This is a genomic window from Roseburia sp. AF42-8 (genome assembly GCF_003435965.1).
Classification (GTDB): Bacteria; Bacillota; Clostridia; order Lachnospirales; family Lachnospiraceae; genus Roseburia_C; species Roseburia_C amylophila.
The window spans coordinates 52,433-78,605 of sequence record NZ_QTVB01000009.1 but is presented as its reverse complement, the minus strand read 5'-3'; the positions used below and the strand labels follow the sequence as shown (position 1 = coordinate 78,605).

Annotated in this window: 23 protein-coding genes and 3 pseudogenes; 2 read left to right on the top strand and 24 right to left on the bottom strand. The window is 45.3% G+C overall.

From position 1 onward, the window contains the following. The first annotated feature begins 94 nt into the window (after positions 1–94). Entirely contained in the window at positions 95–436 is a 342-nt protein-coding gene (locus DW059_RS05895) for a MobC family plasmid mobilization relaxosome protein (protein ID WP_117698145.1), read from the top strand. After that, the gene (locus tag DW059_RS05890) at positions 385–1,755 is read left to right on the top strand and encodes a relaxase/mobilization nuclease domain-containing protein (RefSeq protein ID WP_117698144.1); all 1,371 of its coding nucleotides are present in this window, start codon (positions 385–387) and stop codon (positions 1,753–1,755) included. The genes DW059_RS05895 and DW059_RS05890 overlap by 52 nt, the downstream gene beginning before the upstream one ends. 49 nt (positions 1,756–1,804) lie before the next feature. Here the strand turns inward: DW059_RS05890 and DW059_RS05885 are convergent, their stop codons facing one another. From DW059_RS05885 to DW059_RS05775, 24 genes and pseudogenes are all read right to left on the bottom strand, one after another. Next, positions 1,805–2,920 (bottom strand): PDDEXK nuclease domain-containing protein, encoded by a 1,116-nt coding sequence (locus tag DW059_RS05885; protein ID WP_117698143.1) that lies wholly within the window; start codon positions 2,918–2,920, stop codon positions 1,805–1,807. A 182-nt stretch (positions 2,921–3,102) separates the two neighbouring features. Further along, positions 3,103–3,315, bottom strand: a complete 213-nt coding sequence (locus DW059_RS05880; RefSeq protein WP_117698142.1) for a transposon-transfer assisting family protein — start codon at positions 3,313–3,315, stop codon at positions 3,103–3,105. Positions 3,316–3,319: 4 nt separating this feature from the next. Next, entirely contained in the window at positions 3,320–3,982 is a 663-nt protein-coding gene (locus DW059_RS17800) for a DUF4316 domain-containing protein (RefSeq protein ID WP_330408299.1), read from the bottom strand. Beyond that, positions 3,940–7,389 carry a YodL domain-containing protein gene (locus DW059_RS05875; protein WP_442969765.1) on the bottom strand — a complete coding sequence of 1,150 codons (3,450 nt, stop codon included), beginning with the start codon at positions 7,387–7,389 and terminating at the stop codon, positions 3,940–3,942. The genes DW059_RS17800 and DW059_RS05875 overlap by 43 nt, the downstream gene beginning before the upstream one ends. Positions 7,390–7,526: 137 nt before the next feature. After that, positions 7,527–8,522 (bottom strand): helicase, encoded by a 996-nt coding sequence (locus DW059_RS05870; RefSeq protein ID WP_117698141.1) that lies wholly within the window; start codon positions 8,520–8,522, stop codon positions 7,527–7,529. Continuing rightward, positions 8,519–10,522: a recombinase family protein gene (locus DW059_RS05865; RefSeq protein WP_117698140.1), complete on the bottom strand. Its 2,004-nt coding sequence runs from the start codon at positions 10,520–10,522 to the stop codon at positions 8,519–8,521. Before DW059_RS05865 ends, DW059_RS05870 begins: the two co-directional genes overlap by 4 nt. Positions 10,523–10,576: 54 nt before the next feature. After that, entirely contained in the window at positions 10,577–10,768 is a 192-nt protein-coding gene (locus DW059_RS05860; protein ID WP_117698139.1) for a stage II sporulation protein R, read from the bottom strand. 70 nt (positions 10,769–10,838) lie between these two features. Continuing rightward, complete coding sequence (locus tag DW059_RS05855) at positions 10,839–11,069, bottom strand: YdbC family protein (protein ID WP_002596258.1); 231 nt, start codon at positions 11,067–11,069, stop codon at positions 10,839–10,841. 45 nt (positions 11,070–11,114) lie between these two features. Continuing rightward, a complete protein-coding gene (locus DW059_RS05850) occupies positions 11,115–11,969 on the bottom strand; it encodes a ParB/RepB/Spo0J family partition protein (RefSeq protein WP_002596257.1) in 855 nt (284 codons plus the stop codon). Between the two features lie 8 nt (positions 11,970–11,977). Continuing rightward, positions 11,978–12,856, bottom strand: a pseudogene (gene mobV, locus DW059_RS05845) (MobV family relaxase); the annotation flags it as partial. Continuing rightward, entirely contained in the window at positions 12,852–14,948 is a 2,097-nt protein-coding gene (locus tag DW059_RS05840; protein ID WP_242986138.1) for a VirB4-like conjugal transfer ATPase, CD1110 family, read from the bottom strand. The gene DW059_RS05840 and the pseudogene mobV, both read right to left, overlap by 5 nt. Further along, positions 14,896–15,303 (bottom strand): PrgI family protein, encoded by a 408-nt coding sequence (locus tag DW059_RS05835; protein ID WP_117698138.1) that lies wholly within the window; start codon positions 15,301–15,303, stop codon positions 14,896–14,898. The genes DW059_RS05840 and DW059_RS05835 overlap by 53 nt, the downstream gene beginning before the upstream one ends. Positions 15,304–15,315: 12 nt before the next feature. Continuing rightward, a complete protein-coding gene (locus DW059_RS05830) occupies positions 15,316–16,188 on the bottom strand; it encodes a VirB6/TrbL-like conjugal transfer protein, CD1112 family (protein WP_117698137.1) in 873 nt (290 codons plus the stop codon). 3 nt (positions 16,189–16,191) lie between these two features. Beyond that, positions 16,192–16,275 (bottom strand): annotated as a pseudogene (locus tag DW059_RS05825) (Maff2 family mobile element protein); the annotation flags it as partial. Between the two features lie 91 nt (positions 16,276–16,366). Beyond that, a complete protein-coding gene (locus DW059_RS05820) occupies positions 16,367–17,986 on the bottom strand; it encodes a recombinase family protein (RefSeq protein WP_117649081.1) in 1,620 nt (539 codons plus the stop codon). Between the two features lie 134 nt (positions 17,987–18,120). After that, on the bottom strand, positions 18,121–18,318 hold the full coding sequence (locus DW059_RS05815) for a transposon-encoded TnpW family protein (protein WP_117649083.1): 198 nt from the start codon (positions 18,316–18,318) through the stop codon (positions 18,121–18,123). Beyond that, the gene (locus tag DW059_RS05810; RefSeq protein ID WP_117649085.1) at positions 18,315–19,166 is read right to left on the bottom strand and encodes an ATP-binding protein; all 852 of its coding nucleotides are present in this window, start codon (positions 19,164–19,166) and stop codon (positions 18,315–18,317) included. Before DW059_RS05810 ends, DW059_RS05815 begins: the two co-directional genes overlap by 4 nt. A 63-nt stretch (positions 19,167–19,229) precedes the next feature. After that, on the bottom strand, positions 19,230–19,958 hold the full coding sequence (locus DW059_RS05805; protein ID WP_117649087.1) for a replication initiator protein A: 729 nt from the start codon (positions 19,956–19,958) through the stop codon (positions 19,230–19,232). 121 nt (positions 19,959–20,079) lie between these two features. Next, complete coding sequence (locus tag DW059_RS05800; RefSeq protein ID WP_117649089.1) at positions 20,080–20,466, bottom strand: cysteine-rich VLP domain-containing protein; 387 nt, start codon at positions 20,464–20,466, stop codon at positions 20,080–20,082. 3 nt (positions 20,467–20,469) lie between these two features. Then, the gene (locus DW059_RS05795) at positions 20,470–20,982 is read right to left on the bottom strand and encodes a DUF5720 family protein (protein WP_117649091.1); all 513 of its coding nucleotides are present in this window, start codon (positions 20,980–20,982) and stop codon (positions 20,470–20,472) included. Between the two features lie 25 nt (positions 20,983–21,007). Further along, positions 21,008–22,639, bottom strand: coding sequence for a relaxase/mobilization nuclease domain-containing protein (locus DW059_RS05790; RefSeq protein ID WP_117649093.1), 1,632 nt, complete (start codon positions 22,637–22,639; stop codon positions 21,008–21,010). Beyond that, on the bottom strand, positions 22,611–23,006 hold the full coding sequence (locus DW059_RS05785) for a plasmid mobilization protein (RefSeq protein ID WP_117649095.1): 396 nt from the start codon (positions 23,004–23,006) through the stop codon (positions 22,611–22,613). The genes DW059_RS05790 and DW059_RS05785 overlap by 29 nt, the downstream gene beginning before the upstream one ends. Positions 23,007–23,406: 400 nt before the next feature. Beyond that, positions 23,407–23,738 (bottom strand): annotated as a pseudogene (locus DW059_RS17565) (winged helix-turn-helix domain-containing protein). A gap of 100 nt (positions 23,739–23,838) precedes the next feature. Then, positions 23,839–26,040 (bottom strand): HelD family protein, encoded by a 2,202-nt coding sequence (locus tag DW059_RS05775; RefSeq protein WP_117649098.1) that lies wholly within the window; start codon positions 26,038–26,040, stop codon positions 23,839–23,841. Positions 26,041–26,173 lie beyond the last annotated feature (133 nt).

Below are 26,173 nucleotides of genomic sequence, written 5' to 3'. Positions count from 1 at the left end.
CAAAACTGAATAAAACCTGAAACGAACTGTTGTAAAAATCGAACATTTTACAGCAGTTTTTTTGTACCCAAAAGAGAGAAAGGAAGTGGCAGAAATGGCAAATCGAAACCGCACCAATCCGGTGCAATTTTATCTCAGCAATGATGAGCAATACATCCTCAACACCAAATTCAAAGCATCCGGCATGAAGAGTATGTCTGCGTTCCTGCGCAAGCTGATCTTATATGGATATGTGTATGATGTTGATTACAGTTACCTGCGAAATTACAATACGGAGTTGGGACGTATCAGCTCCAATTTAAACCAGATCGCAAAGAGGGTAAACAGCACCGGAAACATTTATCAAGAGGATATAAACGAAGTAAAGGAGTTGATGAATAAAGTATGGCGTACACAAAAATCCATGCTATCAAAGCAACCGTTGATAAAGCGATAGACTACATCTGCAACCCCGAAAAGACCGATGAAAAAATGTTCGTTTCCTCTTATGCCTGTTCTCCGGAAACCGCAGCTTATGACTTCAAATATACCCTCGACCACTGCAGAGAGAACAGTCCTAACAAAGCCTATCATCTGATACAGGCTTTTGCTCCGGGAGAAGTCAGTTATGAGGAAGCTCACCGCATTGGAAAAGAACTTGCTGACAAGGTTTTAGAAGGGAAATATTCGTATGTTCTCACCACACACATTGATAAAGGACATATTCATAATCACATCATATTTTGTGCTGCTGATAACATCGAGCATAACAAATATCACGACTGCAAACAGTCGTATTACCACATACGGAAACTGAGTGATGAACTATGCAAAGCGCATAACCTTTCCATCATCATTCCGGGTGGTGAACGTGGTAAAAAATACAAAGAATGGCAGTCTGATCAGAATGGCTCTACTTGGAAAACCCAGCTTAGAAGGGACATCAATTTTTGCATCAAGTCAGCTTCCACATACGAAGATTTTTTACTTTTAATGAGAGCCAAAGGATATGAAATTAAAGGGGAATCTTTTGAAGAAGGTGCTGCCAAATACATCTCTTTCCGTCCTCTGGATAAAGAACGTTTTGTCCATGGCAGTACGAAATCGCTTGGTAAGGAATACACAAAGGAACGTATCCGAGAACGCATCGAAATGAAGCGTGAGCGAAAATCTGTTATTCCGAAAAAAGACTACTCTGCCCGCAGGCTCATTGATACCTCGGATGAAAAATTTCAAAACAGTCCCGGACTCCAACAATGGGCAACTATCGAGAATTTGAAGATTGCTACACAAAGCTATAATGAAGTTGGTTCTCTCTCCGATCTGAAGCATCAGATTACTGTGAAAACCGAAGCGGGAAAATCTGCCAAACAGAGCGTTGTGAAACTGGAACACCGCATGAAAGACCTTGCAGAAATCATCAAATATGCCGAACAGTACAAAACCAACCGCTCCTATCACATCGCCTACAAAAAGTCAAAGAACCCAGACGCATATTTCCGCCGATACGAAAGCCAGCTCATTCTATATGGCGGTGCACGACGTGTACTTGAGCAGACTGGGATAAACTTAAAAGGATTGAATGTTGATAAGCTAAAAGCGGAATATCAGGAACTGATGAAACAGAAAAATGAAATGACTTCCACCTACAAGAAATGTGAAAAAGAGGTTCAATCATTAAACCGAAAACTGGAAAATCTGAATCAATACCTCAGTCAAACACAAGCCAATCCGGTGCAGGAACAACAGACAAAAAACAAAAATCACAGCTTATAAAACAATAGGGGAGAATGCTATCCCATCAGATAGCACTCTCCCCTCTGAATCAATTCTGTTCTTCATCTAACCATTCTTTTAGCTTTTTCTGTAACAGCTTTTTATCCGGCAAATATAATTTATACTCTTTTGCATAAATATTGGCATTTTCCGGGAGTGTTAAATCGACAAGAGCCTCATCACTTTGCTTACAGAGTAAGATACCAATCGTCGGATTTTCTCCCTCAATTTTCTCATACCGGTCATAATAGTTTACATACATCTGCATCTGTCCTAAATCCTGATGTGTAAGCTCATCAATCTTAAAATCAATCAAGACATAGCACCTTAACAGTCTGTTATACAAAACCAGATCAACATAAAAATTTTTGTCATTAAATGTAAATCTCTTTTGGCGCTGTTCAAAGAGAAATCCTTTCCCCAACTCCAAAAGAAACTTCTGCATTTTCCCAATTACTGCCGATTCCAGATCACTTTCATGATATGCTGCTTTATCCTCCAGCCCTGCAAATTCCAGTACATACGGAGTATGTAAAATATCTTCTGCTTTCTGCGGAACGGCACCTTCATTTGCCAATCGCATCACATCATTTTTATCCCTGCTCAATGCAAGCCTTTCATACAAACTGGAGTGAAATTGTCTTTTCAAGGTGCTTACATTCCAGTTAGAACGTATTGCTTCCTTTTCATAAAAGTCTCTTTCGTCCTTATCCTCTATACGCATAAGTATCTGATAATGTGTCCAACTCAGCTTAAATGGTATTTTTTTGTATGCCGTTTCTAATTGTCCAATTCCTGATTGGACAATTCCAAAAGCCTGTTCAAATTGTCCAATTCCCGATTGGATAATTTCATTCTCTCTGTCTTTGTAAGCCATATAGAACTGCCGCATTCCCGCAACATTACTTCTTGAGAAACCTCTTCCGTATTCTTCTGTCAAATATGATGACAAGGAATCCAGGACTTTTGCTCCATACTTAGCTCTTTCTGCTCCCTGTTGTTCCTGCTCTACAATATATCTTCCCAGCAAAAAACTGGTAAGAACCGTAATTGCATTTGCCATTTGTCCCATATTACTTCTGGCACTGTCAATCAATTTCTTTGATTTATCAAATAAACTTTGAAACTCATTACTTTCTATGATTTCCAATTTTTCGTTTTTCACACTAAGACCTCCAAACTGTCTATGATTTCCAATTATTTTTTATAAAATGTTTGTTTTTCTAATATCAAAACGCATACCGAAATTATAACTTACCCAACGATTTTTCACAATCAATTTTATGATTGTAAAATAAAAAGCAGGTAGCCAGCCATTGCAACCGACTACCTACCCACTTACTACTGCTATTCTTCTGCTGCTTCTAAAGAAATTTTCAAAAATTCCTTATCTGTCATTCCATCTAGCTTTCTCAACACCTGCCCAGCAAGCTCCTCCATATCACTGTCCTTTATGTGCAGCATTGCCCGTCTGATTTCTTCCATCATTTTCATTCTGTCTGATGTCCCAAAAACACACATGAAGTTGATTTCTTCTACCGTTGTAAATGGATGATTCATATTCCTATATTTCCTCCCTGTTCGTCTTTTTAGTCTTATCCTGTTCCTTGGCATCTTTATTCTTTCCCTGCGCCACTTCTTTCTGTTTGGCAGCAAGCCGCTCTTTTAGAGAAGAACGTGCCTGTGGCTTTTCCTGCTGTTCTTTCTTTTCTTCCTCACGATTGAATTTCTCCACGCCATTGTTGAGTCTGTCATCAATCATGTTATAATTCTGCTCCTCAATCTCCTCGATCTTGGCAAGAGGTTTATACTCAGCCAGCTTTGCAAGCAGTTCTTTTGCCTGTCTTTCGCTGTCCTCGTCCGTCCCTTCCTCTATGGCAGTCTGCAAGAAATCCTGAAACGGTTCAATGTTGCCATTTCTTATATCATCTGCAATCATAAGTACCTGTGCTTCTCTATCTGATACGGTGTCGGCATAACCATACGGATCAATGTCCTGAGATAACTGGTCAAGCTCTGCCGCAAGTGTCTGTATCTTCTGCTCTTTTGTCTCCACATCAATTACATCTTTCTCCGGATATGCCGCAATCAGCTTTTTAATTGCATCCTGTACCTTTGGAGTATCACGAAGCTCCGGTGTATAATTCAGGAAATCAACATCAATGCACTTGCCGCTTACAATGTCTACCTGCTCATCTTCCCATTCTTCTGTCCCCTCAATGTGCATATTGACACCAATCGAGGAATCCCATTCATACGGGAAGGATCAATGGCATTGTAGATCTTTATTGCTTCCTCAATCGTTTCGATGCCCTCATGGTATTCGCCCATATTATGAAATTCTCCACACTCCGCAACTGTAAATGTGATATGAACTGTCTCTGGTTCAATCACAGGCTCTTTTTCCAGTTCCGATATTATATTTTCTTCTGCTATTTTTTCTTTTTCCGGTTGCTGTTCCAGTGCGTTTTCTCTCCCCTGCGTGACAAGCTGATTGTTGATCTGTTCCTGCTGTGCCTTCTCCTGCAGGTAGGTTTCCACCTCCGGCAAATATGTCTCCAGCGTTCCGGTTTTGCCCTCTGTAATCGGGTTAATATCTACCTGAATACCTGCAATGTAAATGCTGTCCTCATGAAGCATATTGAAAAGATCATCTTCTCTGGTGGAACCGGTGTATTCCACAACCACATCCAAATCCGAATTTTCCTTTTCGATACCTCTGCAACGGCTTCCGGCTACTACCACATCCACAATTTCTGCATCCAGACCGTACTCGTCTATCTGCGACTGCACATAAGCATATACCGTCTTTTCAATATCCTCTGCACTCTGCCCGTCAAGACTGTGAAAAAGCTCCTCTGTCTTTGCACGGAAATCTGCAACCACATCTGGATTGTTCTCTCTAAATTCTGCCTGTCGTGCTTCCAATTCAGCCTGCTCCACTTGTTCCGCTTTCTCTGAAAGCTCCTCGTAATCTACAATCTCAACCTCAGAACCCGCATATACTTCGCCCTGCAAATATTCGTCACGATAATACTGCTCTGTAACCGCTGAAAAGCGTGGTTCTTTCAGGTCTGCAATTACCATATCCATTGCTCTTTGAATCGTAATATCCGGATTGTCATAAACACCGCCATCTAGCAAGTGATACTGTTCATTCAGAATGGAGTAATCGTATCCTTCATCACATTCATGCATAAGGATATAACGGTCTGCGATATGTACCGCAAGCTCTGTCTGTATTTCGTTCTCCTTGCCTTCCAATGTCAGCATAAACTTCGGCAGTTCCGTAAATCCAAAAGAATCAACAAAGTGTGCGCTGTTCTCGCCATCCTCATGCAATACTACAATGTCGCTGACTGAAAGCGAATGAGCCTTATAATCTGCCGGGTGGTCAATATTGAACTTTGTATAGATTGCTTCTAATGTTTCCGACTGTGTCTGTCCCTGCAATTCCGTCAGTTCTCCCATATACACGAGCTTATAATTTTCCGGCAATACAGCATCAAAATTATCTTTGGTTATTCCCATACGCTTCAGGCTTTCCGTTCCTTCAAAGCGAAACTTATCCAGTTCAGGATCATCCTTCAACTGATAAATGCCATATTTATCGGTATTTCCATACAAAAGCTGTGCTTCCCTGTTGGAATCACTCTCTGAAAGTTCTTCCTGCATCATCTGGAGCTTTCGTTCATTCAGCCAGTCCCCTTTTTCAATGCCACACATCCCGTCATGTTCTGTAATCTGTTTTCTGTCGGACACAGTAGTCTCTGAACCATCCGTATGCAGAAGATACACAGGCAAATCATCGTCGAACAGCTTCAATGCTCTCTCCTGCGTCAACGGAAGCATTTCATTCCATGTATAACCATATTCCTGCATTTCAGGTACACCTACCATGCTATCCGGGAGTGTGTCGATTTCTGCCTGTGCATCAATCATTGCTAATGCGACATCCTGATTTCCATCCACTTCCTGTGCATAGATATGTTCTGCAAGCTCCCTTGTTTTTTCAATGTTCCCCAGCTTGTAGGCATAATTTACAATCAGATTTCTTTCATCATCAGAAAAGGCAGGCTGTCCATGCTCCAACCGGTTAATGATATACTCTGCCTGTTGCATGGCAGACAGTTCCTCCACATCCGTAAGCCCTTCATCAAAATCGTATTCATAATCCCAAAAGTCTGGCAGATTTCCATTTAATCCCTTACTACTGGACGCAAGTAACGTGATTTCCGCTCCCCGTTTTTCCATATATTCAAGGTAATTGCCATCCCATTCATTTTCATCAAGAGAAGCCATATCTTTGAGCATTTTTCCGACATCTTCCCTCGACATATTTGTGATTTTTAAGACCTCCCATTCGCTTTCAAAGGCGGAAGCGAACTTGACAACCACATCATCGGCATTGATTGGCTCCATTGACTTATCATAGACTGCCTTTTTCTCCTTCATATCAATCAGCTCATCCGTATCCGTGTTATAACGCACATCCAGATGATACTCTCCATACTCTCTAGAATCCTGATTGCCGATTTCCGTTGTCCATGCACCCCTGCTTTCCAAATACGCCTGTATGCTCAATTTGTCGTCATCCGTCATTTCTGATAGTGCCTGCATCAGTTCCGGTCTGTCCATACCATAAACATCAAGCAGACTAAACTCTGAAAGATCAGTATTCTGTATGAGCAGAATACTTTCCTTTGTCTGTTCCTGTGATACTTCCCTGTCCCTTTGCAATTCCTGTAATTGTTCCTCTATCCCGGTAATCAGCTCCGAAGCGGTTCTCCGTATCGTGTCCATGGAAGATCTAAGTTCTTTGGTGTCTCTTCCGCTGCTCCATCCTGCAATATACCCAAAAGAATAATCAGAGGTATCTACACCAAAATGCTGACAAACGGTGTACGCCACACTCTCCGCTTCCACCTCTTTAGTATTGCGGTCTTTTCGCATCTGCTCATCCTGCTCCACTTCCTTGCTGTGCAGCTTGGAATGAGCCACCTCATGGATCATGGTCTTTAAGGTCTGGCTCTCGCTCATGTTTTCCTGCACCGCAATCCGCTTTGCTTCCCTGTCATAGTAGCCTTTGGAATCTCCGGCTATCTCCTCCAGTTCAATCGGTACTGGCGAAATAGCTTCTACCGCACGAATCATATCCTGATAGCCTTCCACATCTGAAAGAAGCTCCTTTGCTGTAAGTTCCGGTATCGGCTTTCCGTCCGTCTGAGATAGGTCAAAAACGGATACTGCCCGGAATGCCGGAATTGTTATCTCGACTTCCTCTTTCTGCGGATTTCCGTCTTTATCAAGTAAAAGTTCTTGTGTGACCGGATCAATCTTGTCCCTCTCCTCTTTGATTTTATAGGGTGCAGGTGCAAGGATACGGATTGCCTTTTCCCCTTTATTTACATGACGCTCAAAATTTTTCTGCCAAGCCTTGTATCCGGCCACTAACGTAGCGTCAGGCTTTTGCATCGCAATTAAGAGCGTGTTGTTAAAACTGTAATTATGAAATTTTGACATTGTACTAAGATAATTGCGGTAACTATCGCTGTTGAATAAGTCCTGCAATCCCTGCTCCAGTTTGTTCGTAAGCTCCTGCACACGCTGTTTTTCTGTATTGTTGTCTGCCATAAACGACCTCCATCTTGTACGATAAAAGGCAGCCACTACAGACTGCCCTTACATAAACTGCTATAACACTTTTTAATATTCCCAACCCAAATAATGCTGACAGGTTGGGAATAAACGTAGGAATAAAATAGATTTTCCTATAATATTTCTTCTTTTTTCTTTGCCTTATCCGCTGCATCCCTTCCTGCAGGTGTCCCGGACACCCTTGCCTTCATTGCTGCGAGTTTTTCTTGCAATGAAGTCCGTTCTGCCGGTCGGTCTGACAGCTTACCACCCATAGCCGTTTTCCCAAGATTACTCTGCTTTGCTGGCATATCTGCGACCTCGTCCCTTTTGTTATCCACTGTTTTCACAGTTTCCTGTGGTTTTTCCGGTTCTGCGGCTTCATCATCCATACCAATCGCATCATCGCCCTTTTCATCCATGTTGAGTAAAGAATTAAGCTCTGCCAGACGCTCCAGTTTCTCGGCAAGTTCTGCTTCCTGTGGAAATGGCTTGTCTACCTCTGCTTTTGCTGTTTCAAGCTGATGTTTCACATTGGATAGCTTCATCTGTGCTTCCTCAAGCTGTACTGGCATGGCTTCCAGTACATTGTTGATTCTTGTGATATTTCCAAGCGGATCAGAGCCTACTTCCATCGGGTGGCTCATGGCACCTTTGACATTCATCACAAACTTATTGTTAAAAGAATCAAAGGTTACATTCAACTTAAATCCAAGATATTCCCCTACATCCGCACTGGCATTGATGCCTTTGATTTCCTTACACATGGCTATGATCGCAGTTCCAGCTTCCTTCTTATCGGTGTATGGCTTTCCGCCCACCTGCATAAAGAACTGCTCCTTATCCTCCGGCTTATTTTTCGCATATTTTTCCATATCGGCAGTAAAGCCTTCGATACGCTCCTTAAAAACAGCGATCTGGTGCGGATAATGCTGTGTGATGTTATCCTCCAGCCTGTACTTCTGACTGGTATGGTTTGCCTTCATCAGTTTCAGCTTTGATACCTGAATATCGAGATCCATTTTTTCTTTTATATAGGGATTGCCTGTGGCAAGTGCCTTGACCTCTGCATAGGAAAGTGCCGCTTCATCCACATCCTCACAGCTTCGCACCGGGGATTTACTGGTCATGATCTGTCCGATGAATTTCTGCTTATTCTCAATGAGCTGCCATGAGTAACTATCAAACGTACCTTCCGTAACATAACGAAATATCTTGACCTTATCATTCTGGTTGCCCTGTCGTAAGATTCTTCCCTCCTGCTGTTCAATATCAGTCGGTCATTTTTTGCGGACAGTTCAATACATGCCTGTCTGTTTCGCTCCCTGCTCCTGCGTTTGCTCTCGTTTGATTTCTCCCTCTGTATCTTCTTGGCACAAGCAGGACAATACTTCGATATGCCAGAGCGGGGAACATATTCAACACCGCACACCGTACAATTCTTAGGCTTTAACGCAGTCCACCGCTTTGTCGGTGTGATATGTAATTCACCGACAAAGCCGATGAATTTATAATAAATCTTGATTTCCTGCCGCACCATTCCGTCTGTAAGTTTCTCACGTTCCGAAACAAGTATCTTGTCTATAAGTGCGTTTATGATGGTTGCGTCCAGTTCCTTAATGCCTTGATAGTTGCGGATTAGGGAGAGGAAATCACGGACACCCTGCGTCTTCTCATAGCTGTCGCTGAGCGTTTCCGTTACCTCTTTCAGCCTTGCTTCAATTTCAAGCTGTTCTTTCTGGTATTTTCCCGACATCATCTCAAAATTCCGCTCGGTAATACGCTCCATCACCTTATCTTCATAGAGTGAGGAAAACAGCCTGTCCAGTTCTGCAAGGCGTTTGTTCAGTTTTCTTTGCTCCTTTTCCAGTGCCTTTGCCTTGCTCTGGTCTGTTTCCGTGAGCCGCTTTTCAATCGCCCTCACTGCCTTTTCATCATTGACTGCCATATCCGCAAATCGGTTGATGTCGGTGAGGACAGCGTTGAACAAGTCCCTCGCTTCAATGCTGTGTGCGGTACACATGATATTACCGTATCTGCCATAATTATTGCAGGAATATTGTACGCAGTCGATGATGTCGGGGCGTTTCCTCCTGTTGGCACTCATAGCCCGCATCGCATAGCCGCAGTCCGCACACTTAATAACGCCTGCAAAGATGTTCTCAAAGCCGCCCTTGTTTTCTGGTAATCTGCGGCTTGTAATAAGCTGCTGTACGGTATCAAATTCCTCCTGCGTGACTATCCCCTCATGGGTGTCTGGTATCACTTCCCATTCTTCGGGCAGCTTAGAGGGGCGTTTCTTGCTTTTCATGTTGGCGGCAATCCGCTTGTAGCCTGCAAGGTTTCCCGCATATATCGGGCTTCTTAAAATGCCCCTTACGCTGTTCTCGCTCCAAATATAACGGTTCTCCTCATTCTCCTCAAAATACCTCTCATAGCCTGTTGCCCCCTGCTCCGCCGCATAAGCGGCGGGGCGTAAGATATGCTGTTTGTTGATGTGCTTGCGGATTTTGGCGATTCCGTTGCCCGCTAACGCAAGGTCAAATATTTCCCTTACCACATGGGCAACTTTGTCATCTATCAGCAGATGGTTGTGGTCGGCGGGGTCTTTGACGTAACCGTATGGTGCTGTCGTCCCCATGAATTTCCCCTGCTGAAACCTCGCTCGGTACGCCGATTTTATCTTGACCGACACATCGGCGGAATACATTTCGTTTAGGATGTTGCGGAAAGGCGTGATGTCCATAGCGGATTTATTGAGCGTGTCCACGCCGTCATTGACCGCTATATACCTCACATTATGCTCTGGGAAAAACACTTCCAGATACAGTCCGCAATCAAGATAGTTCCTCCCCAGACGAGATAAATCTTTCGTGATAACGCAGTTTATCAGACCGCTTTCAATGTCCTTAATCATGTTCTGGAAACTTGGTCTTTGGAAATTTGTACCAGAGTAACCGTCGTCCACATACGTTTTTGCTAAGTGCCATCCCTGCTTTTTCACATAATCCGTGAGGATGGATTTCTGTGTCGCAATGCTCGCACTCTCGTTATCCGTGCCATCGTCTTTTGACAAGCGGCAGTACATGCCGACTTCATAAATCTTGTTCTCCATTCTTATTCCTGCCATACTGTAAAACCTCCATATCTGTCCTATCTGTTTTCATGTTCCATTGCGTACATTCTAAGCGGACAGCCCCTCATTGTCGAAGGTGTCGCCCTCGGCAATCTTCTTCCGAATATCCTCGGAAATAATCGGGATAAACGCTTCTGTGACTGTCTGCGTGCCGACATATTCACGGCTGATTATCATCTGAACTGGTGCTTTCGGCACGATACGATTTCTCTTTTTATCTGCTTTCTTATCCTCGCCCATACTTAAATCTTCCTTTCCAGACAGGGCAGGAGAACGTCTGGAAACGCCCCGCCCTGTCAATCAGATACCATCAATCCCCGCTGTTTACTTCTTTCTGTAATGCTTCAAGGAGTGCTGCTGCTTCATCAGCGTTCAACGTGATACCCTTTCCGCACTTCTCACGGTTCGGGGAAAAGCTGCGGATGTCATATTTCGGCTCTCTTCCGTTCCATGAGATAAGATTGATTTCTTTTGTGTAGCCGCTGTCGCCCTTAGACAATACGGCGATTTCCTTTACAATCTCATACTGGATTTCTTTCATTCTTCATACCTCAATTTTCTGCATTTACCTCCCGAAAAGAGAAGATTAGCGGCTGTCCCTGCCCCGTTTCCTCTGCAATTCACGCTCCAAAAGTTTAATGATGGTTTCCTCCATCTGCTTCGGCGTTGTGTTCTTCGGAAAATACTTTTTCAGCTTGCTTGTGTTGATTTTCAAGGTTTCTTTCTGGTTTCCCTTTTCCTCCGTCATAATTGCAAATATCGTATCCATGTCAAGCCGCCCGCTCTGGCTTAGGCTTTTCATCCGCTGTGCCTGTGAGAGTGAGGGCGTTGCTTCTTCGCTCTCCATCGTGGCAAAGAGGTTTTCCTGCTCGTCTTTCTTCAAAAAGGACAGTTCCACCGCAGGCGTGAGGGCGATTTTCCCCTCGTCCACCATCCGCAAAATCGGCGGTATCAGTTCCGTCAAACGGATAAATCTTTGTACGGTCATCCTGCCTACGCCGAAGCCCTGTGCCACCTTGTCGTCCGTCCGCAACTTCGTCACAACTTGTGACGAGGTTAAGTCTGTGCGGAAACCCTGCCGCTTCATGGCTTCGGATTTCATCTTGTAGGCAAACGCCCGCTCTGATGGCAGGATATTCTCACGCTGTAAATTACTGTCTACAAGGGTGATGATGGCTCGGTCACGGTCTAAGGGCAGGACAAACGCAGGCACGGTATTTATCCCTGCAAGTTCAGACGCACGGACACGCCGCTGCCCTGCAATCACTTCATAGCCGTTCCCGTCCTCTTTCGGGCGTGTGATTATCGGCGTGACAATGCCAAATTCCTTGATGCTTTCCGCTAATTCTGACAGCGTTTCATCCTCTGCCACATGAAACGGATTGTCGGGAAACGGGTACAAGTCTTTGGTCTTTAACACCTTAAAATCCTGTTTCTTCATTCACATATCTACCTTTCTTTCGCTCTGCTTTTATGGTTTTTCTGCAATTCTTCCAACACTTCGGGCGGTATCTTTGAGAGCAGCCGCCCCATCTGCTCGTTGGTTCTCTGCAACTCAAATATCTTCTGGTTCGCTTTCTGCACCTTTAGTTCCTGCTCATACTTTTCATCACGCATACGCCCCGCATAGTCTGATTCCTGCCCGATTTGCTCCTTTAGGCTATTGATATAGGCACTCTGCTTACTGATTTCCTTTGAGAATTTCTCCACGTCTGGGAGCCATGCCGCAATCAGTTCCAGAGCCTTGTCACGCTTCTTCCCTGCATTAAAGGCGTTGATGTCGGACAGTGCAGACACAATTTCCTCATACTGTTTATCAAGCCTGCCGCCCAACTTATAGAGCCATGTGGGGACATGTTTCCGCTTCGTTTCCATTGAGGACTGACCTCTTTCAAGCTGATTCCACCGTGAGGACATCCGCTCATGGTAGGCGGTCTGCCATTCGGACAGGCTCTTTTGATTGCCTAAAATTGTTTTGGCAGACAGCTTATTGTCTGGTGTAATCGGCACAAAACAGAGGTGCATATGCGGCGTTCTCTCGTCCATGTGGACGACTGCGGAGAGGATATTTTTCTCCCCGACACGCTCTGAAATGAAATCCAGAGCCATCGTAAAATACGCTTTCTGTTCTTTGGGCGGCAGGCTGTTCATAAATTCTGGCGAAGCCGTGATAAGCGTTTCCACCATCATCACGCTATCTTTCCTCGTCCTGCACCCTGCTTCGGCTACCATGCGGTTAATCTCTTTCTTGTAGGTGTACCTCGGCGGATTCACAAGATGGTAGTTATCTTTCGAGCGTTCCATATCTATATCTGGATTGCTTTTATAGGTGGAACTCATCACAGTAATAACGTGTTGCAATCTTTCGCTCCCTGTTCTGTGATACCCTGTTCCAAACCGCATCCTGCACGATCAACATTCCAAGTTCCTTTAACTGATTTCCCAAGTCTCTGATGTCAAAGCACATGATACGGTTGCCACTGTCCACATTGGTATGGTGGTTGAAATAATTCTGGGAACCATGCACATACAGCACAAGGCTGTTTGCGATACGCTCTGCCTTTGGATTCTTATGCTTCAGAAGTGCGTTGTATAAATCCTCCAGTATCGGCATATTTTCCGGCACCGGATTTTCAAAATATTTATCGTAAATATGACGGATACATTCGTCGATGATACCTTTCTCATCGTTCTCCAGACCATCCTTGCCACCTGCGATCAGGTCACATAATGTTATGATAAAATCCGATTTCAGTTTTAATGCTTCCTTATCCCCCTTATGGCTCAACTGAATATCCATAGGGTTCAGATAGTCTTTGGAATTGGTGGCAAGTTTTACCACTTGTCCATGTAATGCCGCCACAAGTGCAAAATACTCGCCCTCCGGATCGCAGATGATAATATCGTCCTTTGTGATAAGGAAACAGCTTAAAATCTCACGCTTTGCACTAAAACTCTTACCACTTCCCGGTGTTCCAAGGATAACTCCGTTTGGTGTACGAAGTCTTTTGCGGTCAGCCATGATCATGTTGTTGCTGAGTGCATTTAATCCATAATAGATTGCCGGAGCAGGCATAAACAATTCCTGTGTGCAGAATGGTACTAAGATTGCGGTACTCTTTGTGGAAAGGGTGCGTTCAATTCCGGTTTCATTGCAACCAATCGGTGCAGATGCCATAAGGCCCTGCTCCTGTAAATACTGTAAACATCTGAGGTCACAGTTTGCCTGCTGAATGATACCGGACACCCTCTGCATTAAGCTCTCCAGTTCCCGCTTGGTTCTGCCATAACAGGTAATAAGGAATGTCATGTTGATCATCTTCTGGTTACTCGTATTCAGGTCGTCCAGAAATTCCAGCGTATCCTTTTCATAGGTCACAATGTCAGTCGGTAAAATATCCATATCGTAACCGCTCCGGACTGCCTTTTTCTGCTCCTCAATTTTCATCTTCTGAATATTGGAAATGACCGCTTTTAACTTCTTGATTGCCTTTACCGGATCTTCCGTCTGCATGTGCATGGAGATTGTCAGGTTGGCATCAATGTCAAGAAGCTGCTTGATCAGCTCGTCCGTAAACTTCGGTGCGATAATATCCAGATAGGATACGCAGCCATACATATTTCCCGACTTAAAGCGGTTTGGATAGCGGAAATCAAATCCCGGCGGTGCAATATAGTCCTTGACCGACTTACCGGATTCTGCCAGATCCTTAAACGAAAAGCGAAAAGGCTCCATGGTATCCTGGTTAAAATATTCATGTAGGATACGCAGTCTTTCCTTTCCGTCCAGTCCCCTCGCAAGGGTTCCTATGTTATTTAAGTTCCGTATGACATCTTTTTCAATGTTATTAAGGCGGCTCTTGGCTTCCTTGTAGCCATTGCTCTCCACACCAAAAATCAGATATTTTGATTTGATGATACCATTGTTTCCCTTTGCCGCCTGCTTCTTTAACATTTCCGTATATTCTTCACGAATGTCGTTAAAATCGTCCTCCTGCCATGGAATGTCAAACTGTTCCGTAAGCATCTGCTCGTTGACCTGCCTGTTGAAAAGCACCAGTTCAAACTTCACAGACGGATCAAAGTAATTGATGAGCTTACTGTACTGTGCCAGTATGTCCGCCTGCTCATCCACTTCCAAAAGCGAATAGTTTATATCAAAAAATTCCACCATCTTTGTATAATAACGGTGGCTGACCTGACAGATACCGTCCCGGAACATCTTTTCAAAAGTAATCGTCTTTTGTGCGGTAGTCGGCTTTTCTTTCTCATTGCTCTTTCCCGATAAAATATGTTTCAACTGTATAAGACGCTTCTTCTCTGAAAAGGTAAGACCACCGCTTTTGCTGTTATTCCTGCTATTGCCCTTATAACTGCTTTTTCTGCGACTTTCCGGTTCTGCCTTTTGCTTTTTCTTCAAGATAACGAACCTCCCTTCGTAATTTTTCTTTTTCTTCCAACTGCTTGTATAAATTTTCCGACCGGTATGGTCTTATGCCCGGTGTGAGTATCTTCTGCCGGAGCATAAAATACAAAATCTTCTCCGCCGGGAACCCGTTTTTCTCATACATTGCAAAAAAGAAGAACGGAAGCATTGCTCCCATCATAAGCAGTGATGCAGCTGATGTTCCGATCAGTCCCTTTGTTAAAAAGTACAAGGGGATTCCGGCTACTGCCGCACCGCTGAAACAGATGATCTGTCTCTTTGTTAAGTTCAGTGCCACTTTTGTCTTGATACCGGACAAATCCTTTGGCACCTGCACGGATATTGCCATATCATTCCTCCCTTAGTGCGCATTCCAGATAGATTTCGATAATGAACCAGTCTTAAAGAGTGAAAAACATAAGATAACGGTATATGCCGCCACTGACCAGAGTGCGGTATGCAGGTTATCAGCAACCGCCACACCTGCCACAAGCACTGCATAGATTGCAACACATACCATCATAAAAAATCCCTGAAATGCTAGAGCACAAAGCCCCTTAAAATAATTCGTTCCTATCGTTCCCCATTCCCGGTTGGTTACGGTTGCACAGGGAACTGGTGCTACTGATACATAAAGATATATTTCAATCATTCGCCCATAAAGAATGACGGTGATAAGGACTGACATGATTTTCATACATAAACTGACGATCATGGTCTCCATTCCCAGTCCCAACAGCTCTCCTATGCTCATTTCCGAAAACTGCTCATTGAACATTGTTTGCAAAGTGCTTGCCACATCAATACTGGTGCTTCCGGTAATCGCTGATGCGGCAGAATTTACGATATGGCTTCCCACATCAAATACCGCCATTACAATGTCAAAAGTCTTGCTAAGAAGCATGACTGCAATACATGCTTTCATAAAAAAGCGGATAAAGATTGCTGTATTGAAGTCATGCAGGTTGTTTTTATCAATGACCATGGAAATAAGCTCATAGACGAGTACAAAGCTGATGATCATACCCGCTATGGGAATCATCACGTTGTCGGACAAGGCTTTTATCATATCAAAAATACCGGAGTTCCATGTGCTGGGAGTTTTGCTGACCTCCCCTGCAATCGTGCCTACCTTGTCATTGACATCGGTAAACATGGTTTCAAAGTTGGTCAGAACCCACCCCTGCAACAGTTCCTTTATGAATTCAGTAATCTTGTCAATGATCCCGCCCATGAATTATGAGAACAGCGTAGTAAGCTGTGGAATTACCGTCTGTGCCACAATGATGATGCCACCGCCACTCATAAGCTGCTTGATGCCCTGTGATTTTGCTCATGTGAGATAAAGAAGTAAAAGAAGTGTAAAAAATTTTGCCGTTCCCTGTCCGGCTGACTGCCGGACGGGTCGGGCTTTAGTCGGGCAATTCTACCTTGCCGACAAAAGAGTAATAGATTTCGATTTCCTGTCTGCGGAGCTTCCCCCGGCGTTTCCCGTCAAGGGCTTCCGATTCGTGGATTACGATTTTCTCCACAAACTCCCGTAAAAGGGTAGGGGTGAGTTCCTCAAAGCTGGTGTACTTGCGGACTACTTTCATAAACTTTACAGCGTTTGCCGTGGCTTCCAGTGTCCTTGAAAGCTCGCCCTGCAGAACGGCGGCACGTTCTTTCAGTTCCTTTTGCTCGGCTTCATAGTCTGCCGAAAGCTCCGTGAAACGCTCGTCTGATATGCGCCCCGCCACGCTGTCCTCATACAGCCGCTTGAAGATAGCGGAGAGTTCCGCAATCCGCTTTTCTGCCGCTTCCAGCTCTTTCTTCTTGGCGGCGTTCCGGCGTTTGCTCCCGTCCTCGGTCTGCTCGGTCAACAGCTTCATAAACCGGGCTTCGTGCTTGGCAGCGTAGCTGGTGACTTTCCGTAAATTCTCGGTCACTCCCTCGGTCAAGAGGTCGGTGCGGATAAAGTGCGCCGTACAGTCTGCCGTGCGCTTCTTGTAGCTGCCGCATATGTAGCAGTCCTGCCGCCGCTTGTCCGTCTGATACCTCTGCTGGTACATGACGCTGCCGCAGTCGGCACAAAAGAGTATGCCGGAGAACAAGCCCACTTCATCATAGCGGTTGGGGCGTTTGCGCTGCTTGCGCAGCTCCTGCACACGCTCCCATGTGTCACGGTCTATGATTGGCTCGTGGTGGTTCTCAAAGATTACCTGCTTTTCGGCGGGGTTCTCCTTGCTCTGCTTTACCTTGTAGGACACTTTCTCGGTCTTGAAGTTCACAAGGCAGCCCGTGTACTCCCGGTTTTCAAGGATATGTACCACGGTGTTTGTCGCCCATTTGCACTCATAGCCGGGGTGGTAGCGGCGTGTGCTTCCCGTCCGGCGGTATTCCAGCGTCCCCGGCGTGGGTGTTTGCTGTTCCGTCAAGACACGGGCTATCTTGGTCGGTCCATTCCCGGCAAGGCATAAGCTGTATATCTGCTTCACCACGGGGGCGGCTTCCTCGTCAATGATGAAATTTTCGTCCTCGTCCATGAGGTAGCCGTACACGGGCTTGCTTGTGACAGGCTTCCCGCTCATGCCTTTTGAGCGTTTTACCGCCCGGATTTTCTTGCTCGTATCCCTCACCAGCCATTCATTAAAAATGTTACGCAAGGGTGCAAAATCGTTGTCGCCCTGTGCGCTGTCTACTCCGTCATTGATTGCAATGAAACGGACGTTTTTCTGTGGGAAAATCATTTCTGTGTACATTCCCACTTGAAGATAGTTTCGCCCTAACCGTGACATATCCTTTACAATGACCGTTCCCACAAGCCCCGCTTCAATGTCGGCAAGCATGGACTGGAAGCCGGGTCTTTGGAAATTCGCCCCGGAATAACCGTCGTCCGTGTACCATTTCAGATTGCCGAAGCCGTTCTGTTTTGCGTAGTTTTCAAGGATTCGCTTCTGGTTGCTTATGGAATTGCTCTCGCCTTGCAGCTCGTCCTCATGGGATAACCTCGGATAAAGGGCGGTGATTTTTTGGGTGGTCTGTCTTAACATGGTTTCCTCCGTTTCCGACAGCCAGCCCCACTATTCCGTAAGTTTATTATACCACACGGCGGGGCTGGCTGTACAGTCCTTTTTGCTACTTTATGACACATAATGTCGAATAAATTTCAGTAAGGAATGTCACTTTACATGGCGTGGGCGGCAGTTCCCCCGGCTGCGCTTTCCGCTTCCAGCACTTTCATCATCTTGTCGGCGGCGGTGGCGGTAGTGTCCTGTTTGAAATAGCCGGAAACCACAAGGACGGTGTTCCCCCGGCGTACCTCGGTCACACAATCCGGGCGGCGGGCAGTAGTAGCGGTGCTTCTGTTGGGGGTGTCGGTCATAGGCTCTCCTTTCTGTTCAGCAGCGTTTTAAGGCGTTCCATTTTCGCCTGTGCTTTGCCTTTTCTGAAATTCTCCCCGGTAATGCAGACGGGGCAGCACATTTCCGTAAGGCGGTCATAAATCCGGGCGTGGGCGGTGTCCTCCGGGTTCTGCAATTCTTCCAGCGTGAGGTTCGTTGTCACGATTAACGGCTTGCCGCTGCGGTATCGGCTGTCAATCACGTTATAGACTTGCTCTAAGCCGTATTCCGTGCCACGCTCCATGCCGAAATCGTCAAGGATAAGCAAGGGGAAGCTGCAAAGGCGGGAGATATATTCGTTGCGGTCTTTGAAGCTGGCGGCAAGGTCGTTGAGTATCGCCGCAAAGTTTGTCATGCAGACAGATACTTCACGCTCCATAAGGGCATTGGCGATACACCCGGCAAAATAGCTCTTGCCTGTGCCGACTTCTCCCCATAAAATCATTCCGTGGTTTCCGTCCTTTATCTGCTCCCATTGTTCCACATAGCGGCGGGCTTTCTCCATTTGGGGGCATTTGCCGTTGTCGTTCCCGAAAGTCCAGCTTTTCATAGCCGGGTCGGTGAAGCCCTTTCTTTTCAGCCGTTCCACTTCCTCCCGGTGCTTCTGTTCCCGGTCTGCGGCTTCCAGCATTTCCCGGCGTTTCCGCTGGCAGTCACATTCTTTGGGGTGGCGGTCACGTCCGAAAAGCGTCTTGCCCTCTGCAAAATAGGCTTCTTTGGGCTGGCGGCAGCTCCCGCAATATAAAAGCCCGTCCTCGCCCGTGTAGTCCTCCGGCTCTGCTTCCTGTGTTGTGGCAAGCCGGAAAATGGCATTATCATAATCACACATAAAATCGTTCCTCCTTGTTCATGGTCTTTCACGCCCTGTTTACGGGGCGTTCTATTTCTGTTGTCAAAGGCTCTCGCCCTCTTTGTAGGAATAATCGGGGATTCCTTTCTTCCCCGTGCCTTTCCTGTCACGCCCCGCCCATATACGGATAGCGGCGGCATAGTTGGTGTAGCTTTTCCCGTTGGCGGCTATATGCTGGCTCAATTCCTCAATGAACCGTTCCAGCCTGTCCGGGTATTCCTCTTTCAGTTCCGCATATTCGCTTTCAGAGAGGAAAATATTTTTGTATCTGCCAAAGGGTGCGGGCTGTTCCCCACTCACTCCCATTTGGTGGCTCTCTTTTAGTTTGTTTATATTATAGTTGTTAGGAGCCGGTTTTCCGGACATCATAAGTCCGGTTTCCCGGTCGTCATAAGTCCGGCTTTCCGGGCTTATGGTGTCCGGGTTTCCGGCTGTCATAGGTACGGAAACCTGTACTACTGGCGGCACTTTCACATAGATGTGGTTGGCGGCGGCAAAGCGTGTCCGTTTCCGTTCCATAAGCCCGGCGGCGGCAAGCTCATTCAATGCGTCCTGAATAGTCGTCCTGCCCTTATCCAGTATTTCCGCCATCTCCGCTATGGGGTAGACTATGTAAACCCTGCCCTCGTCGTCCTGCCAGCCGTTCTTCTGTGAGAGGGTGGAACGGTCTAACAGCAGCGCATAGAGCAGCTTTGCGGTCTGTGACAAGTCCATTTTCAGCAGAAAACGGGGGTAGGGGAGATAGGACGGTATGATTGTTTCAGCGGTCATATAATCGGCTATGGCATTCACCTCCTGTCTGTGGCTTCTGTTACGCAATAAAAACGGCTTTTCCGGGGGTAAAGGATAAAAGTATCACATACCCTTTGAGGGCGGTCAAAAAAGCCTTGATTTACGGGGGTTTGGAATATCCTAAAGCGTGACATTTATCCCTCTGTTTCCGCTTGCGCTGTGCGGCTTTGGTTCTTTTCATGCGTCCGGCGCAATCCGGGCAGTATTTCCCCCGGTTTGACTTGGGGAGAAAATACCCGCCGCACTCGGTACAGCGTTTCCTGTCTGCCCGGTGGAGTAGGGCGGCTTCCAGTTTCCTGTCCAGCGGCAGCACGGCGGCAATGAACCAGCGGCACAAGAGGGAATAGCTGATACTCTGCACACATACGCAAGGCTCGCCGTTATCCAGCAAGATACAGTTGCCGTTATCGTAGTTGCAGCACTCATGCACAAGCCGACACGCCGCCCGGTGCTGGCGGTAGTCCATACCCGGTATCTTTGCGCCCATGCCTTAACGCTCCCTTTCCGGCTTCCTGTCCGGGTACAGCTTCCCGGCGGCTACGGCGGCATGGCTCTTTATTTTGATTTCTCCCCGCCCCTCGCTGGCTCTTGCGTTCTTATAGCCCTCATCAGAGAGGAAATAGCGGTGGCGTTCCCCCGGAAATCCCACGGGGCTGTCACTGGTCTTTACGTCAAGGACTATCATGTGGCGGGTTTCGGGGAGAAAACGCTCCATGCCCGTCAAGTCATGCCCCTGCATGACTGGCTGCTGTGCCTTTGCTTCCGCAAGCCGCCGGATAGAGTTTTCATGCCCCGCAAGGAAACGGGCTTTGTTGTCGGCTATGAACTGGCTGCAGTCCGGCTCTGGTATCTTTTGCAGCTTTTCTATGGCGTTCTCCATGATTACCCTTGTCAACAGGTCTTTAATCACGGGTACGGTTTCTTTCATGCCGCCTATGGTTTCCGCTTTGGTGGGTACGACGTACTGGTAAATCATTTCAAGCTCGCTGTTTGTAAATCTCATTGTGATACCTCCTGTGGCTGTTTTATTATCGTTCCTGTTCGTGTTTTTTCTGCTGGCTCGGTGCGCCCCTCAAAATCTGCTCGATATTGCCCTTTATGGTCTGCAATTCCCGGACATTTTCTTTCTTCTCCCGGTATTCGTTGTAAAGCGTGTTCTTCTCCCGTGTAAGCTGCTCAATCTCCGCTTGTAGGGCTTTGGACGCTGGCAGCTTGGAGATTCCCTGTGCCTTGAAATACCGGGCGGCAGATTCGGAAATGATAAAATCGCTTTCGTGCTGCTCACGGTAGGCTCTCCGGGCTTTCTCCGTTTTCTGCGCCCGCAATCCGTCACGGGCGGGCTTGGTCTTGATGTAGGCTAATAGCTGCTTCTGCAAGTCCTTTTTCTCCCGCAAGGTGCTTTCCACGGCTTTCAGCTTCCCGGTCACTTCATGCAGCCCGGCACTGGCGGCGGCAAGGGCGGCTTCCAGTTCTTCCGGGGAAGAAAAGCCGGATTCATCGTAAATGCTCATGGTCGCCGCCATTTGCTTCAGATTGTGCAAGGTCGCCCATTTCTCGTAGCCTTTTCCCTTGCCCTCGGCTCTCTTGGCGGCTATGTCTACCATGCGTTGTACTCCGTCATTTTTCGGGGCATTTATAGCGGCTTTATTGCGCTGTAAGCGGTCTTTTATGCTGTGTGGGTATTCCTCTTTGGGTGAGGGCTTTTCGGCGGCTCTGGCGGCGTTCTGTGCGTTTAGGGTGAGTGTTTCCAGTACGGCGGCACGGTCAAAATCATCACCCAATTTCCGGGCGGTGATTGGCTTCGTCCTGTCCGGGGTGAGATACGATAACCTCCCCCGGCTCTCCTTGACGGTCACGCCCTGTTGTAGCAGCTTCCCGGAGAAGTCCTCAAAAGAGATAGCAGAGGATAAGGCGGTGCGGATCGTGCGCCGTAGCTTCTCCTTGTCGGTTTCAAATTTTGTAAGTTTGGGCGGCTCTCCTGTGGCGGCAAGGGAAGCGTTCTCTTTATCCAGTGCGGCTTGTCCTTTCCGCTTCGCCCAATACTCACGCTCGGTGACACGGTTCTTGCTCCCGTTCAGCAAGTCAATCTGATAGAGGTTTTCCCGGTGGCACATCTCCATGACTTCCGCTTTGAAATACTCCATAGCTACGTCCGTACAGCGGTGCTTGCAGCCCTCCCTTGTGTCCGCTGGTCTTTCCATGTAGGGCAGTAGCGGCACTTCGGCAATCCGTAGGGAATTGATTACGATATGCACATGAATGTTGCCGCTGTGGTTATGCCCGTCCGGGTGGGTGCATACAAGGGCTTGGTGTCCGGGGAAATGCTCTTTGCAAAACTGCTCGCCCAACTGTTGCGCCCGGTCTACGGTCAAGCCGTTGTCCTGTGCGTCACGGGGGTCAAAACTGATGATGTAATGGTGGCTCTTTACGTCCTCCCGTTTTTGGTTCTTGCCGTATTTCAGATTGGAGCGCATACACGCTATGGCGAAATCTTCCCCGCCGCAATTAAGGGAAGCTATGCGGTAATCGTCACGGGGGAGAAGCCGCCCATTTTTATCAAGAGTGGGCTTCATGGTAAACTCGTCATGCTCAAAAGTTAGGTACTGCTCGGCAGCTCCATAGTCGGCATTTTTAGAGCTGATATGTTTGAATGTTGCCAACGGCTTCACCTACTTTCTGCAAGACTTCAAACTTCAAGGCAGCAAGCTCTGCTATGGCGGCTCGCACCTCTTGGGAGAGTGCGTTATAAGGTGCGCCGTATTCGTTCAGACAGCGGGCAATCTGATTCAAGTTGCCGCCTATCTTGCCATATTCGGCAGTTAGCTTCCCAACGGCAGACAGCAATTCATCATTGACCGGGGAAACGGTGATAACCGGGCGTATTCTTGACTTGGTTAGGGCTTGCCGGATATATTCAGACTGGCTCATTTTGCAGAGGGTGACACGCTCGGAAAACTCGGCGTATTCTTCCTCGGTCAAGCGCGTCTTAATTACCCGGCGGCGGTGGGGCGTGTTGTATTTTTTCATGGCTGTGAACCTCCTTTCGTGGGTGGATTTTTTCAAGCGGCACAAGCCGCAAAAAGGCGGGCTTGGGGTGGCAACCCCAACAAGATTCCCGCAGGACAAAATGAGCCGGTAGGCGAAATTTGGTACTGTGGTAGAATCTTGCTCTAAGAAAGTGACGGATTCCGCTGTGTAGGCTTCTGCTGATACCCTCGACGGAGAGGGCGGGGCTTCTGCCAACTTTGCGGCAATATTTTTCCCGTCATTATTACTACGCACTGGAAGAAAAATATGGCAAAGTCCCCCGGAAAATCTTTTCGTGTTTTCGTAACAGTATTTGACAAAAACGGGCGCAAAAAAACAGGAAACCTTTTTCTGATTTCCTGTTTACTGACTGCCAAAAAGGGCGGCGGTTATTCGGTTGTCATTCCCCGGAAGCAAACTTGTAGCCTATGCCTAAAACGGTCTTTATGTAGGTGGGGTTTTTGCTGTCCGGCTCTATCTTTTTCCGTAGGTTGTAAATCACGTTGACAACACTTGAATGGCAGCTATCGCTATCCATGTTCCAAACGGCTTCAAAAATCTGTTCTTGTGTGAGGACATTGCCGGGATTGGAAGCAAGGAATACAAGGTACTGTATTCAAGGCGGGTAAGGTTTATTTCCTCCCCGTCCCTAAATACCCGGCGTTGGTGCTGCCTTATTTCCAGTCCCGGAAAAAAGAGTGTAGGAAAAACACCAAAAGACATGGTTTCCATTTTAGCTTGATTGGCAGTTATTAACGATATAATTTGTTCATATAAGTTGTTCTGATTATCTGTCCGAATTATTATTAACTTATCCATGTGTTTTCATGACCTATTCTGTCTGCGCTAGTTTTGTATGTTTAGAAGTTGCATATATCAATGGGCTAACTTCTTTTTCACAAAATAAGCTAAGTCTATGGAGTGCTCTGGTACAGGCAACGTATAAGAGATTTTTATCATCTTCATCATAGTAGTTTTGATTGTCTGCATCACAAATTAAGACGGCATCAAATTCCAACCCCTTTGACATATATACTGGTATAATGAATACACCTTGTAACTCTGCTGCACTTCCATTTCTGATTATTTGTATATCTAGTTTGTGCTTTATTTTGTTATACAAGCAGATGGAATTATTTTCAGTTTTACAAATTAATCCTATTGACTGTAATCCTTTTTCTTGGCATGATTTTACCTCTTCAACAATCTTGTCAATAAAGACTTCGGAATTATCCGCAATAAATACTTCCGGGCTATCCCCTTTCCGATTAAAACTTTTTATCTGTGGACTTTGTTCTATGAATTTTAAGCTAAAATTTAATATCTCATTCGTACAACGGAAACTTTTGTTCAACACGATAAGAGAAGATTTTTTCTTATTCAGTATTTTATGAATTTCTTCATAGAAAGATATATCCTCTTTTTTGGCAAGGGTTTGTTTCATATCCCCTAAGATTGTAAATTTAGCATTTGGAAATAATAAGCCGAATATTTCATATTGAAGCGGGTAATAGTCTTGAGCTTCATCAATGACAACCTGCTTGATATTTTTATATTCATTCGTTCCGTATATTTTTAAATATAAATAAAGCATTGCTATTGCGTCATCATAGTATATACAGCCTGCTTCCAGATTTTCTTTCGTATATTCCCGGATTTCCTTTATGCTCTCTGAGGAATTATTATTTTGCAATAAACTGAAAAAATAGGATTCATTGCTAAATAATGTTTTATACAACTCAAATATATCAATTTTTATAAATTTTTGTATTTCCTGCTTTACTAAATTTTTTTCTGCTTTATGTCCCCGTCCCTTTCCTGTTCCAAATATTAGTTCTAAAATATAATCTTCTAATTGCTCTAACTTTATGCCTAATGGAGTTTCTGTTCTTCCCAGTATCTTATCTTGTAGAGTCTGCCTGTTTACAACACATGTTCCTTCATAATAAACATCATCAAATTCTATCCATTGGCATGGAATATCATAAATAAATTTGTCTAATATTTCCCCAAAAAGTTTTGACGCTTTAAACTCGATACTGTCTTTATAAATTTTTTTGTATTGTGAGGGAGCAATTATTTTTGCTAAAAAATCGTTCTTGGACTGAATTTTCCTGCCTTTTAACAGCATTTTTAGAATATCCTCAAATACAACGGAGATAACATTATCTTCTCCCAATTCGGGCAACACATTAGAAATATATTGCTCAAATATAGTATTAGGGGAAATAATCATAATATTATTTGCGGACAACTTTGTCTGTAATCCTTGATACATAAGATAAGCTGCCCGATGAAGGGCAATGGAAGTTTTACCGCTTCCTGCCACGCCCTGCACCATTAACAGGTCGTTTTCCATATCTCTGATAACAGCGTCCTGTTCTTGTTGTATTGTTTCAACTATCGCTTTCATTTTGGCGGTGGTATTCTGTGATAATAGTTGTCTTAAAAATTCATCAACAATCTGCACATCTGTATCAAAAAAATACTTTAACACTCCATTCTTTATTTCATACTGACGTTTTAATTTGAGTTCACCTGTTACCCGCCCGCATGGAGCGTCATAAAATGCTTCTCCTTTCATAAAGCGGTAAAAAATACTTGCAATCGGTGATCGCCAATCATAAACATACATCTCCTGATAACTGTTTTTCCGTAGAGAGGAACGTCCGATATATATTTTTTCACATTCTTCCTCATCATCAAATTTAAAATCAATACGGGCAAAATATGGTGATTTTATCATGTTTTCCAGTAAAAGTATTCTGTGTTCTTCTTCTTCATAATCTACAATTTTATCTGTAACAGGGTTCATATATTGACTTAACTCAACAAGTGCCTCAAATCCGTCAGAAGTGTATAGATTTGTAACACTATGTGTTGCGTTTTCACGAACTTCTTTTTTGGCTTCGATAATTTGTGATTTCTTTTTTTCTGCTGCTTCTTTTGCTTGTTTTAATTGTTCCTCGGCTAAAGATATAGTTTGCTTTAATCTTATTTCTTCGTACTCTCTTTCTGATTGATTATTTCCCATAAAAAATACCCTCCTTGATAAAAAACAACAGAAAAATTCTCACTGATACATTGCTAGGCTAGTTTAGCACACGTTTGCCTATATAAACAGTCTTGTAATCATGAAATTTGTATGATACTATTATGGTGGGAGA

What these genes read in the sequence shown, in the direction of transcription:
- DW059_RS05855 (WP_002596258.1), bottom strand. Translation starts at nt 11,069, where the DNA reads ATGAAAGAAATCCAGTATGAGATTGTAAAGGAAATCGCCGTATTGTCT.
- DW059_RS05865 (WP_117698140.1), bottom strand. Translation starts at nt 10,522, where the DNA reads ATGGCAGGAATAAGAATGGAGAACAAGATTTATGAAGTCGGCATGTAC.
- DW059_RS05860 (WP_117698139.1), bottom strand. Translation starts at nt 10,768, where the DNA reads ATGGGCGAGGATAAGAAAGCAGATAAAAAGAGAAATCGTATCGTGCCG.
- DW059_RS05815 (WP_117649083.1), bottom strand. Translation starts at nt 18,318, where the DNA reads ATGACCGACACCCCCAACAGAAGCACCGCTACTACTGCCCGCCGCCCG.
- DW059_RS05775 (WP_117649098.1), bottom strand. Translation starts at nt 26,040, where the DNA reads ATGGGAAATAATCAATCAGAAAGAGAGTACGAAGAAATAAGATTAAAG.
- DW059_RS05830 (WP_117698137.1), bottom strand. Translation starts at nt 16,188, where the DNA reads ATGGGCGGGATCATTGACAAGATTACTGAATTCATAAAGGAACTGTTG.
- DW059_RS05875 (WP_442969765.1), bottom strand. Translation starts at nt 7,389, where the DNA reads ATGGCAGACAACAATACAGAAAAACAGCGTGTGCAGGAGCTTACGAAC.
- DW059_RS05890 (WP_117698144.1), top strand. Translation starts at nt 385, where the DNA reads ATGGCGTACACAAAAATCCATGCTATCAAAGCAACCGTTGATAAAGCG.
- DW059_RS05850 (WP_002596257.1), bottom strand. Translation starts at nt 11,969, where the DNA reads ATGAAGAAACAGGATTTTAAGGTGTTAAAGACCAAAGACTTGTACCCG.
- DW059_RS05880 (WP_117698142.1), bottom strand. Translation starts at nt 3,315, where the DNA reads ATGAATCATCCATTTACAACGGTAGAAGAAATCAACTTCATGTGTGTT.
- DW059_RS05805 (WP_117649087.1), bottom strand. Translation starts at nt 19,958, where the DNA reads ATGACCGCTGAAACAATCATACCGTCCTATCTCCCCTACCCCCGTTTT.
- DW059_RS05820 (WP_117649081.1), bottom strand. Translation starts at nt 17,986, where the DNA reads ATGTTAAGACAGACCACCCAAAAAATCACCGCCCTTTATCCGAGGTTA.
- DW059_RS05800 (WP_117649089.1), bottom strand. Translation starts at nt 20,466, where the DNA reads ATGGGCGCAAAGATACCGGGTATGGACTACCGCCAGCACCGGGCGGCG.
- DW059_RS05895 (WP_117698145.1), top strand. Translation starts at nt 95, where the DNA reads ATGGCAAATCGAAACCGCACCAATCCGGTGCAATTTTATCTCAGCAAT.
- DW059_RS05795 (WP_117649091.1), bottom strand. Translation starts at nt 20,982, where the DNA reads ATGAGATTTACAAACAGCGAGCTTGAAATGATTTACCAGTACGTCGTA.
- DW059_RS05835 (WP_117698138.1), bottom strand. Translation starts at nt 15,303, where the DNA reads ATGGCAATATCCGTGCAGGTGCCAAAGGATTTGTCCGGTATCAAGACA.
- DW059_RS05785 (WP_117649095.1), bottom strand. Translation starts at nt 23,006, where the DNA reads ATGAAAAAATACAACACGCCCCACCGCCGCCGGGTAATTAAGACGCGC.
- DW059_RS05810 (WP_117649085.1), bottom strand. Translation starts at nt 19,166, where the DNA reads ATGTGTGATTATGATAATGCCATTTTCCGGCTTGCCACAACACAGGAA.
- DW059_RS05870 (WP_117698141.1), bottom strand. Translation starts at nt 8,522, where the DNA reads ATGACCAGTAAATCCCCGGTGCGAAGCTGTGAGGATGTGGATGAAGCG.
- DW059_RS17800 (WP_330408299.1), bottom strand. Translation starts at nt 3,982, where the DNA reads ATGCACATTGAGGGGACAGAAGAATGGGAAGATGAGCAGGTAGACATT.